14 protein-coding genes are annotated in these 17,100 nt (G+C 60.9%); 3 read left to right on the top strand and 11 right to left on the bottom strand.

Features of this window, described 5'->3' with window-relative positions; genetic code table 11:
* Positions 1-28: 28 nt before the first annotated feature.
* From JOE29_RS03190 to JOE29_RS03150, 9 genes are all read right to left on the bottom strand, one after another.
* Positions 29-1,189: a D-alanyl-D-alanine carboxypeptidase family protein gene (locus tag JOE29_RS03190; RefSeq protein WP_003313886.1), complete on the bottom strand. Its 1,161-nt coding sequence runs from the start codon at positions 1,187-1,189 to the stop codon at positions 29-31.
* A 240-nt stretch (positions 1,190-1,429) separates the two neighbouring features.
* Positions 1,430-2,458 carry a septal ring lytic transglycosylase RlpA family protein gene (locus JOE29_RS03185; protein ID WP_003391978.1) on the bottom strand — a complete coding sequence of 343 codons (1,029 nt, stop codon included), beginning with the start codon at positions 2,456-2,458 and terminating at the stop codon, positions 1,430-1,432.
* Positions 2,458-3,465, bottom strand: coding sequence for a lytic murein transglycosylase B (gene mltB / locus JOE29_RS03180; protein WP_003313890.1), 1,008 nt, complete (start codon positions 3,463-3,465; stop codon positions 2,458-2,460). Before mltB ends, JOE29_RS03185 begins: the two co-directional genes overlap by 1 nt.
* Before the next feature lie 17 nt (positions 3,466-3,482).
* The gene (gene rodA, locus JOE29_RS03175; protein ID WP_003313892.1) at positions 3,483-4,586 is read right to left on the bottom strand and encodes a rod shape-determining protein RodA; all 1,104 of its coding nucleotides are present in this window, start codon (positions 4,584-4,586) and stop codon (positions 3,483-3,485) included.
* Positions 4,587-4,617: 31 nt separating this feature from the next.
* Complete coding sequence (mrdA, locus tag JOE29_RS03170; protein ID WP_003399770.1) at positions 4,618-6,513, bottom strand: penicillin-binding protein 2; 1,896 nt, start codon at positions 6,511-6,513, stop codon at positions 4,618-4,620.
* 28 nt (positions 6,514-6,541) lie between these two features.
* The gene (gene rlmH / locus JOE29_RS03165) at positions 6,542-7,009 is read right to left on the bottom strand and encodes a 23S rRNA (pseudouridine(1915)-N(3))-methyltransferase RlmH (protein ID WP_003313894.1); all 468 of its coding nucleotides are present in this window, start codon (positions 7,007-7,009) and stop codon (positions 6,542-6,544) included.
* Positions 7,010-7,018: 9 nt separating this feature from the next.
* Entirely contained in the window at positions 7,019-7,405 is a 387-nt protein-coding gene (rsfS, locus tag JOE29_RS03160; protein WP_003340916.1) for a ribosome silencing factor, read from the bottom strand.
* 60 nt (positions 7,406-7,465) lie between these two features.
* A complete protein-coding gene (gene nadD / locus JOE29_RS03155; RefSeq protein ID WP_161420682.1) occupies positions 7,466-8,125 on the bottom strand; it encodes a nicotinate-nucleotide adenylyltransferase in 660 nt (219 codons plus the stop codon).
* Positions 8,126-8,147: 22 nt separating this feature from the next.
* Positions 8,148-9,413 (bottom strand): glutamate-5-semialdehyde dehydrogenase, encoded by a 1,266-nt coding sequence (locus tag JOE29_RS03150; RefSeq protein WP_003421073.1) that lies wholly within the window; start codon positions 9,411-9,413, stop codon positions 8,148-8,150.
* A gap of 285 nt (positions 9,414-9,698) precedes the next feature.
* On the opposite strand from JOE29_RS03150, the gene JOE29_RS03145 reads away from it, so the two are divergent.
* From JOE29_RS03145 to JOE29_RS03135, 3 genes are all read left to right on the top strand, one after another.
* Positions 9,699-10,370 carry a DNA-3-methyladenine glycosylase gene (locus JOE29_RS03145; RefSeq protein WP_024650513.1) on the top strand — a complete coding sequence of 224 codons (672 nt, stop codon included), beginning with the start codon at positions 9,699-9,701 and terminating at the stop codon, positions 10,368-10,370.
* Between the two features lie 3 nt (positions 10,371-10,373).
* Positions 10,374-11,690, top strand: a complete 1,317-nt coding sequence (locus tag JOE29_RS03140) for a bifunctional DedA family/phosphatase PAP2 family protein (RefSeq protein ID WP_004416017.1) — start codon at positions 10,374-10,376, stop codon at positions 11,688-11,690.
* 137 nt (positions 11,691-11,827) lie between these two features.
* A complete protein-coding gene (locus tag JOE29_RS03135; protein ID WP_210078787.1) occupies positions 11,828-13,861 on the top strand; it encodes a TadG family pilus assembly protein in 2,034 nt (677 codons plus the stop codon).
* On the opposite strand, the gene JOE29_RS03130 is transcribed toward JOE29_RS03135, so the two are convergent.
* Together JOE29_RS03130 and JOE29_RS03125 are read right to left on the bottom strand one after the other, a co-directional pair.
* Complete coding sequence (locus JOE29_RS03130) at positions 13,858-16,638, bottom strand: PAS domain-containing sensor histidine kinase (RefSeq protein WP_210078786.1); 2,781 nt, start codon at positions 16,636-16,638, stop codon at positions 13,858-13,860. The genes JOE29_RS03135 and JOE29_RS03130 overlap by 4 nt on opposite strands.
* A complete protein-coding gene (locus tag JOE29_RS03125) occupies positions 16,628-17,083 on the bottom strand; it encodes a TadE/TadG family type IV pilus assembly protein (RefSeq protein WP_210078785.1) in 456 nt (151 codons plus the stop codon). The genes JOE29_RS03130 and JOE29_RS03125 overlap by 11 nt, the downstream gene beginning before the upstream one ends.
* Positions 17,084-17,100 lie beyond the last annotated feature (17 nt).

The following is a 17,100-nucleotide window of genomic DNA, read 5'->3' as shown; positions in this document are numbered from 1 at the left end:
CGCGAGAAGGTCGGCATTGGTTACTGGATCAGTTGAACAAGCCGTAGAAGAACAGGCGGATGCTATCCCACACGCGGCGGAAAATACCACCCTCCTCAACCCCATCGAGCGCAATCAGATTGGCGGTGTGAACCACCTGATCGTCTTTCTTGACCTCGACCTTGCCGATCACGTCGCCCTTGGCGATTGGCGCAACCAGTTGCGGGTTCATGGTCATGCTGGCAGACAGCTTCTTCATGTCACCTTTTGGCATGGTCATGCTCAGATCTTCAGCCAGACCGGCCTTGACCTGACGCTCGGTGCCTTTCCAGACAGTGGCCTGGGCCAGCTCGGTGCCCTTCTGGTAGAAGTTCTGGGTTTCGAAGAAACGGAAGCCGTAGGTCAGCAGCTTCTGGGTTTCAGCTGCACGAGCCTGTTCGCTGTTGGTGCCGAACACCACGGCGATCAGACGCATGCCGTCACGTACTGCCGACGACACCATGCAGTAGCCAGCTTCATCGGTATGACCGGTTTTCAGACCGTCAACGGTCTTGTCGCGCCACAGCAGCAGGTTGCGGTTAGGCTGCTTGATGCCGTTCCAGAAGAACTCTTTCTGCGAGTAGATCGCATAGTGAGCCGGGTCTTCGTGAATGATCGCGCGTGCCAGGATCGCCATGTCGTGAGCCGACGAGTAGTGCTCAGGGTTCGGCAGACCGGTCGGGTTCATGAAGTGGCTGTTGGTCATGCCCAGATCGGCAGCAGTCTTGTTCATCATGTCGGCAAAGGCATCTTCGCTGCCGGCAATATGCTCGGAGATCGCGACGCTGGCGTCGTTGCCCGACTGAATGATGATGCCGTGCAGCAGATCGCTGACCGTGACCTGGCTGCCGACCTTGATGAACATCCGCGAACCGCCCGTGCGCCAGGCGTTTTCACTGATCGTCACCGGATCGTTTTCGCCAATCTGGCCGCGACGGATTTCCAGGGTCGCGATGTAGGCGGTCATCAGCTTGGTCAGACTCGCAGGAGCCAGACGCTGATCACCGTTGTTCTCGACCAGGACGTTGCCGCTGGTGGCATCCATCAGCACGTAGGCCTTGGCCGCCAGTTGTGGTGCAGCAGGCGTCATCTGCTCTGCCGCCCACACAGTCGGGGTGATGATCAGTGGAACAAGCAGGCACAAACGTTTTGCAAAGGTGGTGATGTTCATCCGTCTCTCGAGAATCCTAATGGGCAAACATGCCCTTGCGGGCAAAACTGAACAGACCGGCGAAGCGAAACGCCTCGGTACGGCTCGTGGCGCCAGGCTGTAACCCTGGCTGACAAAGTCGCCTGTTCGACACACGACCTTGTGGGCAGTTACCTGCAACGCTTGCCCTGAAAGCAAATCTGCGCCGCCTGCGACTGCATACCGTCCCCCATTATTGCCGGAGAACGGTTGTCGAAAAACTTACTGATCCGATGTCACTACGCTCGGCTGGCCCAGATTGGCCGACCTGACGCTGTTTTGCAGCTGCTGGGCTTCACCCTGCGTGTCGATCGGTCCCATCCGCACTCGATAGAGCGTTTGCTGATTGCGCGCTATCGAGCTGACGAACACCGGCGCTCGAACCATCCCGCTCAATTTCGACCTCAGGAGTTCCGCAGCGTCCGGGTTGGCGAAGGCTCCCACCTGGAGAAATAGCCCAGCGGCTTGTCCTGAAGCGTTTTTTTTTGCGTCAACCTGCATAGGCACGACGGGTGCAGCGTGCTGCTGAGGGGGTGGTGTGTACTGCTCGACGGTGCCGGTCGAAGTGGACAGCGCAGGCGGCGTCGCCTGAGCAACGACCTGCGGCTGATTGAGCAACAGCGGCGCCGGACGGCCTCGTTGCGCCCACCATTCCTGCGGGTCGATACCTTCGACCTTGACCCGTGCAGTGCCGGTTTCGGCATAGCCGAGCTTTTTAGCGGCCGCGTAGGACAGGTCGATGATGCGGTCGGAATAGAACGGCCCGCGATCGTTGACGCGCAGGATCACCGTGCGATTGTTGTCCAGGTTGGTCACTTTGACGTAGCTGGGCAGCGGCAGGGTCTTGTGCGCGGCACTCATGCCGTACAGGTCATACACCTCGCCGTTGGCGGTGTTCTGACCATGAAACTTGGTGCCATACCAGGAGGCTGTGCCAGAAGCGACGTAACGCTTGGCATCGCTCATCGGAAAGTAGGTCTTGCCCAGCACGGTATACGGGTTGGCCTTGTAGGCGCCGGTGTGCAGGGTTGGCGTTGCATCAGGGATACGCGAGACATCCACGTCCCACCACGGCGCCCCGTCCTTGTGGGCACGGTTGATGTCCAGCCCCGGCATCGAGCGCACCACGGCGCCGCCCTTGGGCGACGGTGAGGTTGTCGTGCGCGATGGCGACGAGCAACTGGCGACCAGCACTGCCAGGCCAGTCAACGCCAGAAGCTTGAATGATTGAAGAATCGGCGATGCCCGCATTACTTGACGCCTCGAGCTTGAACCAACGATTCAGACAGCTGATATACGGCCATGGCGTACATCACACTGCGGTTATAACGAGTGATTGCATAAAAATTGTTCAAACCCAGCCAGTATTCAGGACCATTGTCGCCTTCCAGACGAAACGCCGTCACCGGCATATCGTCGCGCAGCGCATCATGACTCGCCCAGCCCAGCTGTCGCAACTCCCCGACCGACATTACCGGATCAAGCGCAGGGCTCAACCCCTCGTCAACCCGGTCGCCACGCGCCGTGGCACGACTGACCACCGGCTGACCGGCCACCCAGCCATGACGCTTGAAATAGCTGGCGACACTGCCGATGGCATCGTCCGGGTCGGTCCAGATGTTGATATGACCGTCACCGTCGAAATCCACCGCGTAGGCGCGGAAGCTGCTCGGCATGAACTGCGGCAGCCCCATTGCCCCGGCGTACGAACCCTTGAGCGTCAGAGGGTCGACCTGTTGCTCGCGAGCCAGCAGCAGAAACTCGCGCAATTCCTTGCGGAAGAACTGGGCGCGTGGCGGGTAATCGAAGCCAAGCGTCGACAAGGCGTCGATCACCCGGTAATTACCGGTATTGCGGCCGAAAAAGGTTTCTACACCAATGATCGACACGATGATCTGCGCCGGCACGCCGTATTCCTGCTCGGCGCGCGCCAAGGCTGCCTCATGCTGACGCCAGAAGTCGACACCGCGTGCGATGCGCGTATCGGTGATGAACATCGGCCGATACTCTTTCCACTGTTTGACCCGTTCGGCCGGGCGGGAAATCGCATCGAGGATGGCCTGCTTGCGCTCGACCTCGCGGAACAGGCTCATCAACTGCTCACCGGCAAAACCATGATCGCGAGTCAGCTCACCGACGAATTCCGCCACCTGGGGCGAACCGTCGTAGTCGCCCGCCAGTGCCTCTTGCACCGATCCAAGGATGCCCACCAGACCGACCACCGGAGCATATCGAGCCCAGTTACGCATTACTTGCATTGAATAGTTCACCTTAATCAAACTTGAGCGATCCATTTACGATGTGTATGGATCGACATCAAAACTCCAAACGCTGACAGTAGGGTCACGAGCGAAGTTCCGCCGTAGCTAATGAAGGGCAAAGGCACCCCCACCACTGGCAGCAGGCCACTGACCATACCGATGTTGACGAAAACGTAAACAAAAAATGTCATGGTCAACGCGCCGGCCAGCAGTTTGCCGAATAATGTCTGCGCCTGTGCGGTGATCACAAGCCCGCGACCGATCAGCAGCATATAAATGATCAGCAACGCACAGATGCCCACCAGGCCGAACTCTTCACCCAACACTGCAATGATGAAGTCGGTATGGCTTTCCGGCAAAAAGTCGAGGTGCGACTGCGTGCCGAGCAACCAGCCTTTGCCGAACACGCCGCCCGAACCAATCGCAGCCTTTGACTGAATGATGTTCCAGCCGGTCCCCAGCGGATCGCTTTCCGGGTCCAGAAACGTCAGTACGCGCTGCTTCTGGTAGTCGTGCATGAAGAAGAACCACATGGCCACCGCCGCCGGTACGGCCGCCGCCAGTACACTGATGATCCAGCGCCAGCGCAAGCCGGCCATGAACAGCACGAAGGCACCCGACGCCAGAATCAGCAGAGACGTTCCCAGGTCTGGCTGGCGCACAATCAGAATGAACGGCACACCGATCAGGGCGAGACTGACCGCCACGTGCTTCAAATGCGGCGGCAGCGTGCGCTTGGACAGGTACCAGGCGATGGTCGCCGGCATGATGATCTTGAGAAACTCCGAAGGCTGGAAGCGGATCACCCCGGGAATGTTGATCCAGCGCGTCGCGCCCATGGCGTTGTGGCCCATGACATCCACCACGACCAGCAGCAGGACGCCGATGACATACAGCACCGGCACCCAGCGCGCCATGAAGCGCGGCTCCAGCTGGGCGATCACCACCATCGCCACCAGACCGATGCCGAACGAACTGGCCTGTTTGATCAGCAGATCCCAGTTCTTGCCGCTGGCCGAATACAGCACGAACAGGCTGCCCGCAGCCAGCGTCAGCAGCAGTATCAGCAGTGGGCCGTCGATATGAATGCGCTGCAGAAACGTGGCGCGGCGACGCATCACGTCTTCACTGGACAGGATGCGGTCGAAATTACTCTTCACGGGCCGCAGCCTCCAGATTCAGGGAACCGGCGTACTCGGGTTTGAGATGGCCGTTTTCGTCGAGCAGCCAGGCGTCCAGGACCTGACGTACGACGGGGGCAGCAACGCCGGAACCGGACTCACCGTTCTCGACCATCACTGCAACAACGATTTTCGGATTGTCGGCCGGGGCGAAGCCGACAAACAAGGCGTGGTCGCGGTGACGTTCCTGCACCTTGGTGCGGTCGTATTTCTCGCCCTGCTTGATGGCCACCACCTGGGCCGTACCACTCTTGCCGGCAATCCGGTACTGCGCACCGATGGCGGCCTTGCGCGCCGTACCGCGCGCGCCGTGCATCACCTCCTGCATGCCGTGATTGACGCGTCCCCAGTTGGCCGGGTCGCGCAGCACGATGTCCGGCATCGGGTTTTCATCCACAGGTGCCTTGCCTTCGATGGTTCTGGCCAGGTGAGGACGGTTCCACACCCCCTTGTTGGCCACCAGCGCGGTCGCCTGGGCCAGTTGCAACGGCGTTGCCTGCATGTAGCCCTGACCAATGCCGAGGATCAGCGTCTCGCCGGGGAACCAGGCCTGCCGGCGCGTGGCGCGCTTCCACTCGCGGGAAGGCATCAGCCCGGGAGATTCTTCGAACATGTCCAGCGAGACCTTCTGCCCGATACCAAACTTGTTCATATAGGTCGCCAGTCGATCAATGCCCACCTTGTGCGCCAGATCGTAGAAGTACGTGTCATTTGAACGCATGATCGCCGTATCCAGATCGACCCAGCCATCGCCGGTGCGGTTCCAGTTGCGGTACTTGTGATCGTAATTGGGCAGCTGGTAATAGCCCGGATCGAACACCCGTGAGCCAGGCGTCACTGCACCGGTATCCAGCCCGGCAATCGCCACCGCAGGCTTGATGGTCGAGCCCGGCGGGTACAGCCCTCGCAGGATGCGGTTGAACAGCGGCCGATCGATGGAATCGCGCAGCTCGGCATAGGCCTTGAAGCTGATGCCGGTGACAAACAGGTTCGGATCGAAGCTCGGCGCACTGACCATCGCCAGCACTTCACCGGTGGCCGGGTCAAGCGCGACAACCGCGCCACGACGCCCGCCCAGTGCGGCTTCGGCGGCTTCCTGAAGCTTGATGTCCAGGCTCAGGACGATGTCCTTGCCCGGAATCGGGTCGGTGCGCTTGAGCACACGCAGCACGCGACCACGGGCGTTGGTCTCGACCTCTTCGTAGCCAACCTGACCATGCAGCTCGGGCTCGTAAAAACGCTCGATACCGGTCTTGCCGATATGGTGCGTGCCGCTGTAATTGATCGGGTCGAGGCTCTTGAGCTCTTTTTCGTTGATGCGCCCCATGTAGCCGACCGAGTGGGCAAAGTGCGGACCTTGCGGGTAGTGCCTGACCAGTTGCGCAACCACTTCGACGCCCGGCAGGCGGAACTGGTTGACGGCGATCAGGGCGATCTGCTCTTCGCTCAGCTCGAACAGGATGGGCACCGGCTCGAATGGCCGACGCCCCTGTTTCATGCGCTTTTCGAAGATGATGCGGTCGTCGGGGGTGAGCTGCAGGATCTCGACAATGGTGTCGAGCACGCTGGACCACTCGCCTGCGCGTTCACGGGTCATGCTGAGACTGAAACTGGGCCGGTTATCGGCGACCACAACGCCGTTGCGGTCGTAGATCAGCCCACGGCTGGGCGGAATCGGCTGAACGTGAACGCGGTTGTTTTCCGAAAGCGTGGAGTGATACTCGTACTGGATGACCTGCAGGTAATACAACCGGGCAATCAGCACGCACACCAGCAACACGACCGCCACTGCTCCGAACACGACCCTGCCGCGCACCAGGCGTGCGTCCTTTTCGTGGTCTTTGAGGCGGATCGGTTGAGACATTTAGGCCGTATTCACAGTAAAGACGGTGCTACTTGTGATAAGGGTGCCCGGACAGGACCGTCCAGGCGCGATACATCTGCTCGCCGATCAGGATGCGCACCAACGGGTGCGGCAGGGTCAGCGGCGACAGAGACCAGCGTTGTTCACTGCGGGCACAGACTTCAGGCGCCAGCCCCTCGGGGCCGCCGACCATCAGGTTGACCGTACGCGCATCTAGACGCCAGCGATCGAGTTCGACCGCCAGTTGTTCGGTGCTCCACGGTTTGCCCTGCACTTCCAGCGTGACAATCCGCTCGCCCGGCTGCACTTTCGCCAGCATCGCCTCGCCTTCCTGACGGATAAAGCGCGCGACGTCGGCGTTTTTGCCTCGGGTATTGAGCGGGATTTCCACCAGTTCAAGCGCAAGCTCGGAGGGCATCCGCTTGGCGTATTCGTGCCAACCTTCTTCCACCCACTTGGGCATGCGCGAACCCACAGCGATCAGACGCAGACGCACATCAAAGCCTTATTCGTTGCCCGGTGTGTGGTGCGCAGCGCTGGCAGCACGGCTTTGTTCGGCACCTTGCCACAAGCGCTCAAGGTCATAGAACTGGCGTGCCGCAGCGGTCATCACATGGACAATCACATCACCCAGGTCCAGCAGAACCCAGTCGCTGTCGCCCTTGCCTTCTTCGCTCAGGGACTTCAGGCCGGCAGCCTTGACCTTGTCACGGACGTTATCGACCAGTGCGTTCAACTGACGGTTGGAGGTACCGGTGCAGATCAGCATGTAGTCAGCGATGCTGGTCTTGTCGCGCACGTCGATGGTCAGGATGTCGGCACCCTTGACCTCTTCAAGGGCTGCAATCGCAACATTGATGACGTCTTCACTGCTCATTTTTTGCTTTGTCATATAAAACTCATTCAGCTCGTATGTGTGGGACCGTCCAGACGCTTGTCGATCAAAGCAGTTTCAGGACGACCCATCAGTGTTCGGCGCGCGGTAAAGTCCGCGTGCATCGATATAGGCCAGTACCGCGTCTGGCACCAGAAAACGTACCGACTTACCGCTGGCCAGCAGTTGACGGATCTGGGTGGCAGACACCGATAAAGGCGTCTGCCAGACGAATGTAATCTGTCCACCCGGCCCTTTCAGGGCCTTGGGATCGCTGACTGCGCGGGCCGCCAGCAGATTGCGCATGGCATCCGGCGACTCGCTGTCCGCATCCGGGCGTTGCAGCACCACGATATGGCAGTGCTCCAGCAGTTCTTCCCATCTGTGCCAGGTCGGCAGCCCGCAAAAGGCATCCCAACCCAGCAACAGGAACAACTGGTCGCGAGGCGCCAGTTCGGCGCGCATCGATTCCAGTGTGTCGAGGGTGTACGACGGTTTGTCACGTTTCAGTTCACGGTCATCCACCGTCAGGGGCGACACACCCGCAACGGCACTCTGAACCATCGCCAGACGATCCTCGGCGGTGACGCTCGGCATGTCACGATGCGGAGGCCTGGCGCTGGGCGTCAGGCGCAACTCATCGAGTTCCAGCAGTTCGGCCACTTCGAGCGCACCGCGCAAATGACCGATATGAACCGGGTCGAACGTGCCCCCAAGCATGCCGATACGTCTGGGCAGCGCGGTCATGGGGCTATTCAAGTCAGGCTTGTCCGCGCAATTGGCCGTCACCGATCACGATGTATTTCTCGCAGGTCAGCCCTTCAAGACCGACAGGACCGCGGGCGTGCAGCTTATCAGTAGAAATGCCGATCTCGGCACCCAGGCCGTATTCGAACCCGTCAGCGAAGCAGGTCGGCGCATTGACCATGACCGAACTGGAATCGACCTCGGCCATGAACCGGCGCACCTGACTCTGGTGGTCCGAAACGATGGCATCGCTGTGATGCGAGCCGTAATGGTTGATGTGCTCGATGGCTTCATCCAGCCCGGACACGACGCGAATAGACAGAATCGCGTCCAGGTACTCGGTGTGCCAGTCGTCCTCGGTGGCCGGGATCACGTCGATCAGCTCACGGGTACGCTCGCAACCGCGCAACTCGACGCCCTTCTCGCGAAACTGCGCGGCCATCGACGGCAAAAAGTCGGCTGCAATGGTCTGATCGACCAGCAGGGTTTCCATCGCGCCGCAGATCCCGTAACGGTAGGTCTTGGCGTTGAAGGCGATCTTCTGCGCCTTGGCCAGATCGGCGTGGGCACTGACGTACACATGGCAGATGCCGTCCAGATGCTTGATGACCGGCACCCGTGCGTCGCGACTGACGCGCTCGATCAACCCCTTGCCGCCACGCGGAACGATGACATCGACGTACTCAGGCATGGTGATCAGCGCGCCAACGGCTGCGCGGTCGGTGGTTTCAACCACCTGCACGACAGCAGCGGGCAGCCCGGCCTCGGCCAGGCCACGCTCGATGCAGGCCGCGATGGCACGATTGGAATGAATGGCTTCGGAACCACCGCGCAGGATGGTTGCGTTTCCGGACTTCAGGCACAGACTTGCAGCATCGATGGTCACGTTCGGACGTGACTCGTAGATGATTCCGACAACACCCAGCGGCACGCGCATCTTGCCGACCTGAATACCTGACGGCCGATAGCTCATGTCGCGGATCGCACCGACCGGGTCTGCCAACGCTGCTACCTGACGCAACCCGACGATCATGCCGTCGATACGTGCGGGGGTCAGGGCCAGACGCTCGAGCATGGCCGGCTCAAGGCCGTTCGCCTGACCATTGGCCAGGTCCAGCGCATTGGCGGCAGACAGCTCGGCGCGAGCTTCGTCCAGAGCGGCAGCAGTGGCCTGCAGGGCGCGATTCTTCTGCGCAGTGCTGGCACGGCCGATCACTCGCGAAGCTTCGCGGGCGGCGCGACCCAGGCGGGTCATGTAGTCAAGAACGGACTCAGTCATTGGTCTCAGAGGTCTTGGCAAAGAGGAAAGCGGCTGATTATAGCTGTCGTGCCGCCCGAACGACAGCGCAGACAGGCGGATGGTCGATATCAGTGCGCAGATTTTTCGTCACCGTGGCAGGCGTTGCCGGCGGCCATGCGCAGGCTGGCACCCTGCATGGGCATAACGGCTTGTCATGATTCGGTCACGTTCAGAAACAACAAAGCGCCTAATCCAGACACATTCAGCTGCAATTAAAGTTGCGCTTGTTATTATCGGGCTCTTTCTCAATGTACCCGCCCGACTATGCCCACAGCTCTCCCCGACCACTTCTTTCATCGCGATGCCCAGGTGCTGGCGCGCGCTCTGCTGGGCAAGGTCATTCGCCACAAGGTAGGCGACCTGTGGCTGGCCGCGCGGATCATCGAAACCGAAGCGTACTACTGCGCCGAAAAGGGCAGCCATGCCTCGCTGGGCTATACCGAGAAACGCAAGGCGCTGTTTCTCGACGGTGGGCACATCTATATGTATTACGCACGCGGCGGCGATTCTTTGAATTTCAGCGCCGAGGGGCCGGGCAATGCCGTGCTGATCAAATCGGCGTTTCCCTGGACCGACGCAACCAGCGACGAAAACGCGCTGGCGCAGATGCAACTGAACAACCCCGACGCCAGCGGCGCGATGCGCCCGGCGCAACGGCTTTGCGCTGGCCAGACGCTGTTGTGCAAGGCGCTCGGCTTGAAAGTCCCGGTGTGGGACGCCAAGCGCTTTGACCCTGAAAAATTGCTGGTCGAGGACATCGGTCAGACACCCGAACGCATTATCCAGACCACCCGACTGGGCATTCCTGCCGGGCGCGATGAGCACTTGATGTATCGCTTCGTGGATGCCGGTTACGCCCGTTTCTGCACACGGAACCCTCTCAGACGCGGTCAGGTCGAAGGCCGCGACTACTTATTTCTCGATCAAGGAAACTGACCGATGGGCGATCTGCTCAATGGAATGACTGGCTGGCTGACCGCAAATCCTTCCTGGGTGGCTGTCGCGATCTTTTTGGTGGCCTTCATTGAATGCGTCGCGATCGTCGGGATCGTCGTGCCGGGCACGGTCATCATGTTTGCCATCGCCGCCCTGGCGGGCAGCGGCATACTGCCGTTGAGCGAAGTGCTGTTGCTGGGTTTTCTCGGCGGGCTGCTGGGTGACGCGGTGTCGTACTTCGTAGGCCGGCGCTTTCATCAGAATATTCGTCAATTGCCCGGCTTGCGCACGCACCCGGAGTGGATGGAAGGTGCGGAAAAATACTTCCACCGTTACGGCATTGCCAGTTTGCTGGTGGGACGCTTCATCGGCCCGTTGCGTCCGATGCTGCCGATGATCGCCGGCATGTGCGACATGCCGTTGCCGCGCTTCGTGGCAGTCAGCGTGCTGGCGGCGGCAGGCTGGTCGATTGCCTACCTGATGCCGGGCTGGGCGGCAGGCGCAGCGATTCGCCTGCCACTGCCGGAAGGCTTCTGGCCCGAGGCGGCCGTGGTTGGCGGCGGCCTGGCCGTCCTGTTCGGGCTGAGCATCCAGAGCAGTATTCGCCAGAAACGCTACGCAACCCGACTGATTTCCGCGCTCAGCCTGATGCTGGTCGCAGCGCTGTTCTTCGGCTTCCCGTTGTTGGCCGACTTCGACAACGGCCTGATGACGCTCATCCAGGAACACCGCAGCGAAGCCACGCAGCACATCGTGGTGTTCGTCACCAGCATCGGCGATTTCAGGGCGCAGTTGCTGGCCGCCAGCCTGCTGATCATCGTGCTGGCGGTTGCCAGGCAATGGCGCCACGCAGCCTTTGCTCTGACCGCCACACTGGGCACCGCAATCGCCAACGGCATCCTGAAAACATTTTTCGCCCGCGCTCGCCCGGAAGTGCTGTTAGAGCCGCTGACGACGTACAGCATGCCCAGCGGTCATAGCTCGGCAGCCTTTGCGCTGTTCATGACCCTGGGAGTGCTGGCCGGACGTGGCCAACCCGTACGGCTGCGCCTGACCTGGATGCTGGTCGCTGGTATTCCGGCTCTGGCAATCGCGCTGTCGAGGGTTTACCTGGGCGTTCACTGGCCTACCGATATTCTCGCCGGCATGCTTCTGGCGTTTTGCGTTTGCGCCGCCAGCCTGGCGTTCATTCAACGCAAGGCCCCCTTGCCGGCCATGTCGGTGCGCGTCTGGTGGCTCGTCGTGCCCGCCATGACCGCCTTGCTGGGTATCTTCGCCGTTCGTGCCCTGTCGCATGGCGTGCTGCGTTACCAGTATTGATCGACAGACCTGATCGCGCCCGCACAGGACGGGTGCGACACTTCTTAAATCTGGCACCTTGCCAGTGCTCTTTCGAGGCGTTGACTACACTCTTCAGGGACAAATGAGTGTGCGATGGCGTGATCGAAGGAGTGTTGATGTCTCCACTGGATGGTTATACGGCGATGCCCTCCCGGCAACGCGGCGCGATCGGCCTGATGGCGGCGCTGACCATGGGCCTGGCATTGCTGTGCACGCTGACCGTTATCGACAGCGGCAGGCTGTATCTGGAAAAGCGCTCGTTGCAGCGGGTTGCGGACATTGCCGCACTGGAAGCGGCGGGCCGTAGAGGCACGTGCAGCGGCACAGCCGCCTCGGCGCCCGATTTCGCTAATCAGAGCGCCACGCGCAACGGCTTCGTCCCGAATACCGATGGCCGCACCCTGGTGACTCGCTGCGGAACACTCACCGTGGACGTCGCAGGGCCTCGCGTATTTGTCGCCGACTCGACGCAGGCGCTGGCTATCCAGGTGGTCGCGGCTCATCCGGTGCCGCGCAGCATTGCAGCCGGCATTGGCGCACTGTTCGAAAAGACGCCTTCCCCACCCAATGTGACGATCAGCGCCACCGCCGTTGCCGCCAGTGCCGCGCCGCTGGCGGCGCTGACCATTCGCAGTGCGGGAGTCACTGTGGACAGCACCGGTGCCGCCCTCCTCAACCCGGTGGTCGGCAGCCTGCTGGGGGGTACGTTGAACCTGAGTGTTGCCAACTGGCAAGGCATCGCAGACACCAACCTGAGCCTGCTGAGCTACCTGAACAGGCTGAAAACCGACCTCAGCCTCACGGCGGTTGGTTACAACGATGTACTCAACACCTCGGTTTCGGTCAGTCAGTTGCTGCAGAGCGCAATCAATGTCATCAGCCCCAACGCAACACTGGGCGGTGCCGCCGCCATTCAGGGCCTGCAAGCCTTGAAGCTGGCCTCCGGAGCGACCACAGTGCTGCTGGGTGATCTACTGTCCGTGCAAAGCGGCGCGGACCTCGCCGCACTGAATACCAACCTGCGGCTGATGGACCTGGTCCAGGGCCTCGCGCAACTGGCCAACAAAAAGAGCGGCGTTCTGACCGCGACCCAGGTCAATATCGCCGGGCTCGCGCAGGTCACCACACGCATTCAGGTCATCGAGCCGCCTCAGCTGTCGGCAATCGGCGACCCGAGCAAGATCGACCCGCTCGACCCGCGAAACGGTGCAAATCGGATTTACGTGCGCACGGCACAAATGCGCGCACTGGTGTCGATCAACCTGCCGGTGCTCGGCACGATGACCTCGCTGGTCAATACCGCGGGTTCGGTGATTGGCAGCCTCACGCCGATCCTCAACAGTGCACTGAGCCTGAACCTCGCCGGGCTGGGGACCTCGGCCACCTGTGTGCTGGGACTCACCAGTTGCATGGTGACTGACTTCAAATTTCTGACCGACAGCTCGTCAAGCGCAGGCCCGAGAATCGACATGAGCCTGTCACTGGCCAGCGCCGACAGCTACGTCAGCGGTTTTACCTGCACCAGCAACGCCAGCAAAACCCTCAGCGTCAAGACCGACGCAGCGCTGCTTAGCGCCAAGATTGGCTCGATCGAGAGTCCATCTGCCTTCCCCGCCAGCACTGATCCGGCGGCCATCACCGCCCTGCCGGTGCCAGTCATCGATATCGGCACCATGACCTGCCAGAAGGTCGCCGGGCTGCTGGGTAACTGCACCGCGCGCAAGCCTTTCGGGGGTGGCGGTATCGGCCTGACCTTCGACAACGTCAGCCAGTCGGCACTGGGCAGCTCGACGGTGACCAGCACGACGTTCAGCTCGCCCAACCTGCCGGAGATCAGCAGCGCCCCGTTTTACCTGACACGCGTTGCGCACACCAAACCGAGCACCTTGCTCAACGGCACGGCTTCAAGCGTCAAAGTGAATGTATATAAACCGGCGACCAGCAATGTGCTGGGCAACGTCATCACCGGTGCGGCCGCCACACTGAACAGCCTGACCCTGGCGCTGGATGCGATTGTCGACGACACCCTGACACGCTTGCTCACGTCGGTCGTCGACCCGCTGTTCGAATCACTGGGTGTGGGCATGGGGGCCACCGACGTCGGCACCAACCTGAGCTGCAATCTGGGTCAGGCGACGCTGGTGATTTAGCTACCGGTCTGATCGGCGTTGAAGATCGGCAGCTCGATCTGGAATCGAGCGCCCTCACCGACGTTGGCGACGCTGAGCTGGCCGCCCATCTGGTCGACAATGCCGTAACTGACGGACAAGCCCAGGCCAGTGCCGACACCTACCGGTTTAGTGGTGAAAAACGGCTCGAAAATGCGTTCCAGCAACCGCGGATCGATGCCCCCGCCGTTGTCCTGGACCGCCAGGCGGATAATATTTTCATCGCGCTCGGCCTCGACACTGATCCACGGCTCGAAATCCCGGTCCTTTTCCCGGCGCGACAACAAGGCATCACGGGCGTTGACCATCAGGTTGATCAGCACCTGCTCAAGCTGATCGACATGGCCGCGAACCCGCACCGCGTCGATCATCCCGCCGACCCGAAGCTGCACGCCCTTGCCTTTCATGCCTTCAGCCAGCATCGAGATGGTGCCTTCGACCGCCTGAGCCGGATCGAACAACTGCTCTTCTACTTCAGAGCGGCGACCGAATACCCGCATGTGATCGACCACACGGGCAGCGCGCTGCACCTGAGTGTCAATGCGATTGAGCTTTTCAGTGAGGTATTCAATGTCCACATCACCCCGGCCCAGACGCTTGAGAACGTTGACCACGGCCATGCGCATGACGTTGAGCGGCTGGTTGATCTCATGGGCCAGACCGGTGGACATCTCGCCAAGCGTTGCCATCTTCGCGCTCTGATTCAACTGCATGCGCGAGCGGCGTACATCGGTGTTGTCACGCCCCACCGCCTGCACTTCGACCAACGTGCCGTGCTCATCGAATACCCCTCGGTCGGCCCATATCCACCAGGCATACTCGCGTCCCGGCAGCTCGATACAGATTTCTTCGGTACTCACCGGTGCTTCCGGAGTCAGTTGGCCGATACGCTTGATGAACGCCTCGCGCTGCTCGTCCGACAGCCAGTCTCCGAGGTTGATTCCGGTCAATTGCTCGGGTGTGCACTCCATATAGTTGGCCAGCGGCCGGTTGCCGAAACTCAACACCAGGTCCGGCGTGTAGCGGCAGATCATCGCCGGCGAATCCTCGACCAGAATGCGGTAACGCTCCTCGCTGCGCCGTATATGCTCTGCGGCCAGGGTGGCCTCGGTCACGTCCAGCCACAGCCCCACCGCCTCCACCGGCATGCCGAGGTCGTCACGCAGCAGTCGCGCCTCGTCCAGCAGCCAGTGGTATTGGCCGTTCCTGTTGCGCAACCTGAAACGGCGGCTGACGAAGCCTTCACGCAGCAGTTGCCGGTTACGCTCGAACCAGATGTCGTGGTCTTCGGGATGGATGTATCCCGCCAGTTGCCCATCGACGCAATCGGCCAGCGTCCAGCCCAGCAAAGGCGTCAGGCTGTCACTGAAAAAGGTTGGCTCCAGGTTGCCGTGATCGTAACGCTGCACGTAAATCACGGCGGGCGAGCTGGCAATCAGGTTATCCAGCCGGGCATGCGCGGCGGCGGCCTCGGTTTCCTGATTCTTGATATCGCTGACGTCCAGCATGAACCCCAGCACACGCTGAACCTGGCCCCTGATCAACGCCTGCCCCTGGATACGAAACCAGAGGGTTTCCTGAGTGGGGTCATTTTGTGCCAGACGTACACAGAGCAACAGCGACGTGCCTTTGTCGCGCAACTGCGCGAGACGACTGGACAGCTCCTGTCGATCGGCGGGATGAATCAGTGCCAGCCAGTCCTGACGCGACAGGCTCTCGACCCGGTCGCCCAGACGCAGACTGCGAGCCAGCTGCGGTGCCAGCAGAACCTCGTCACGATCCGGCAGCAATTCCCACCAACCGGTGCCCAGCAGGTCCTGAAGCACCGCCAGGCGTTCGACATGGTGACGGTTATGTTGCTCGGACATTCGAAAAAGAACCGGCCCGGCCAAGGCCGAGCACAGGTTGAGCCACTCGCGCTCGCCAAGGTCCGGAGCCTGCTGCTGCGCGTTATAAAATCCGAACATCAACCAGGCCTTGGCAACGTTATCGCGGCTGTGGGGGATCAGAAAACCGTCAGCGTTACCGAAAGCACTTTGCAGCGCTCCCTCATCGACAGTGCCGCCAAACCTCAGTTGCTGTGTAGCGTCGACATTGAATCGATCCAGCGCAGTGCCCAGCCGCTGCCCGACCTGCCACAACTCGGGCGCCGTATGCGCGCTGTACTGACAATAAACACGCCAGCCGACACCGCCGGCCTCCGGTAACACCAGCGCCACACAGGGGATGCGCCACAGCTGCGCGAGCTCCTCCAGTTGCTCGCTCACCACCGTAGTCAGGCGTTCGACGTTGCACGCTCGCACACGCTCAGCCATCTGCCCGGCAAACCGCAAGCACTGCTGGCGGCTCCGCGCGGCACTGGCCTCCTCCATCAGGTCGCTGATATCCAGCAATTGCAAGAGCCAGCCCTTGCCATGCGCCTGCACCCAGCCTCTGGCGTGCAAGGTGTGTGCATCGTCCCCTTTGAAGTCCAGGTCGAGCATGTGCCCCAGCCAGTCACGCGGCACCCCTTCGATGACCAGTGCACTGTTGGGTAGCAGCAGACTCATCAAACGCTGAGCCGCCGGCAGTGGCGCAGCGACGTCCAGCCGGGCGAGCAAGTGCGGGCTGATGCTTTGTATACGGCCTTCGTCATCCAGCAGCAGATAGAGATCCGCACCGATCGGACCGGGCTCGCTCGATACAGGCAAGGGCTGCGGCACCTGCGTTGCTTCACCACGGCCCAGCCAACGGCTCAAACGATTCTTTTCAAGGGACAAGTTGCAGACTCGCTTGTGCAGTCAGGTTGTTCGGCAAGCGTGGAACCTCGCCAATGCCTGGAAGAGTCAACAAGGGCAGTACTTGAGCCAGTCGGGTCTTGGGGTACTGGATGGTCACGGTCAGAATGCCTGCGCTATAGGTCACGCTGGTATGGTTGATATTGAATCCCAGCGCAGGGGGTATCCACGACAACTGGTTCATGACCACACTCTGAGCATGACTCTTTAACAAATCGTTATAGCCGGTAACTGTTGGACTGAGGGCCACACTTCTGCGCACCGCTTCACTGGCGGCGGCATTGAATGACTGGACCATGAGCAACGGCAGGCTATAACTCACCATGCCGTAGAACACCGCAAAGAAAATAACGAACACCGCAGAGAATTCAATAGCGGCGGCCCCCTGTTGACGACGGGGCAAGGTATGTTGCAGAACAGTTTTCATATCGACGTCTACCCTGA

It is taken from the genome of Pseudomonas sp. PvP009 (assembly GCF_017832995.1).
GTDB lineage: Bacteria > Pseudomonadota > Gammaproteobacteria > Pseudomonadales > Pseudomonadaceae > Aquipseudomonas > Aquipseudomonas syringae.
This window is presented reverse-complemented; position numbering and strand designations above follow the sequence as displayed.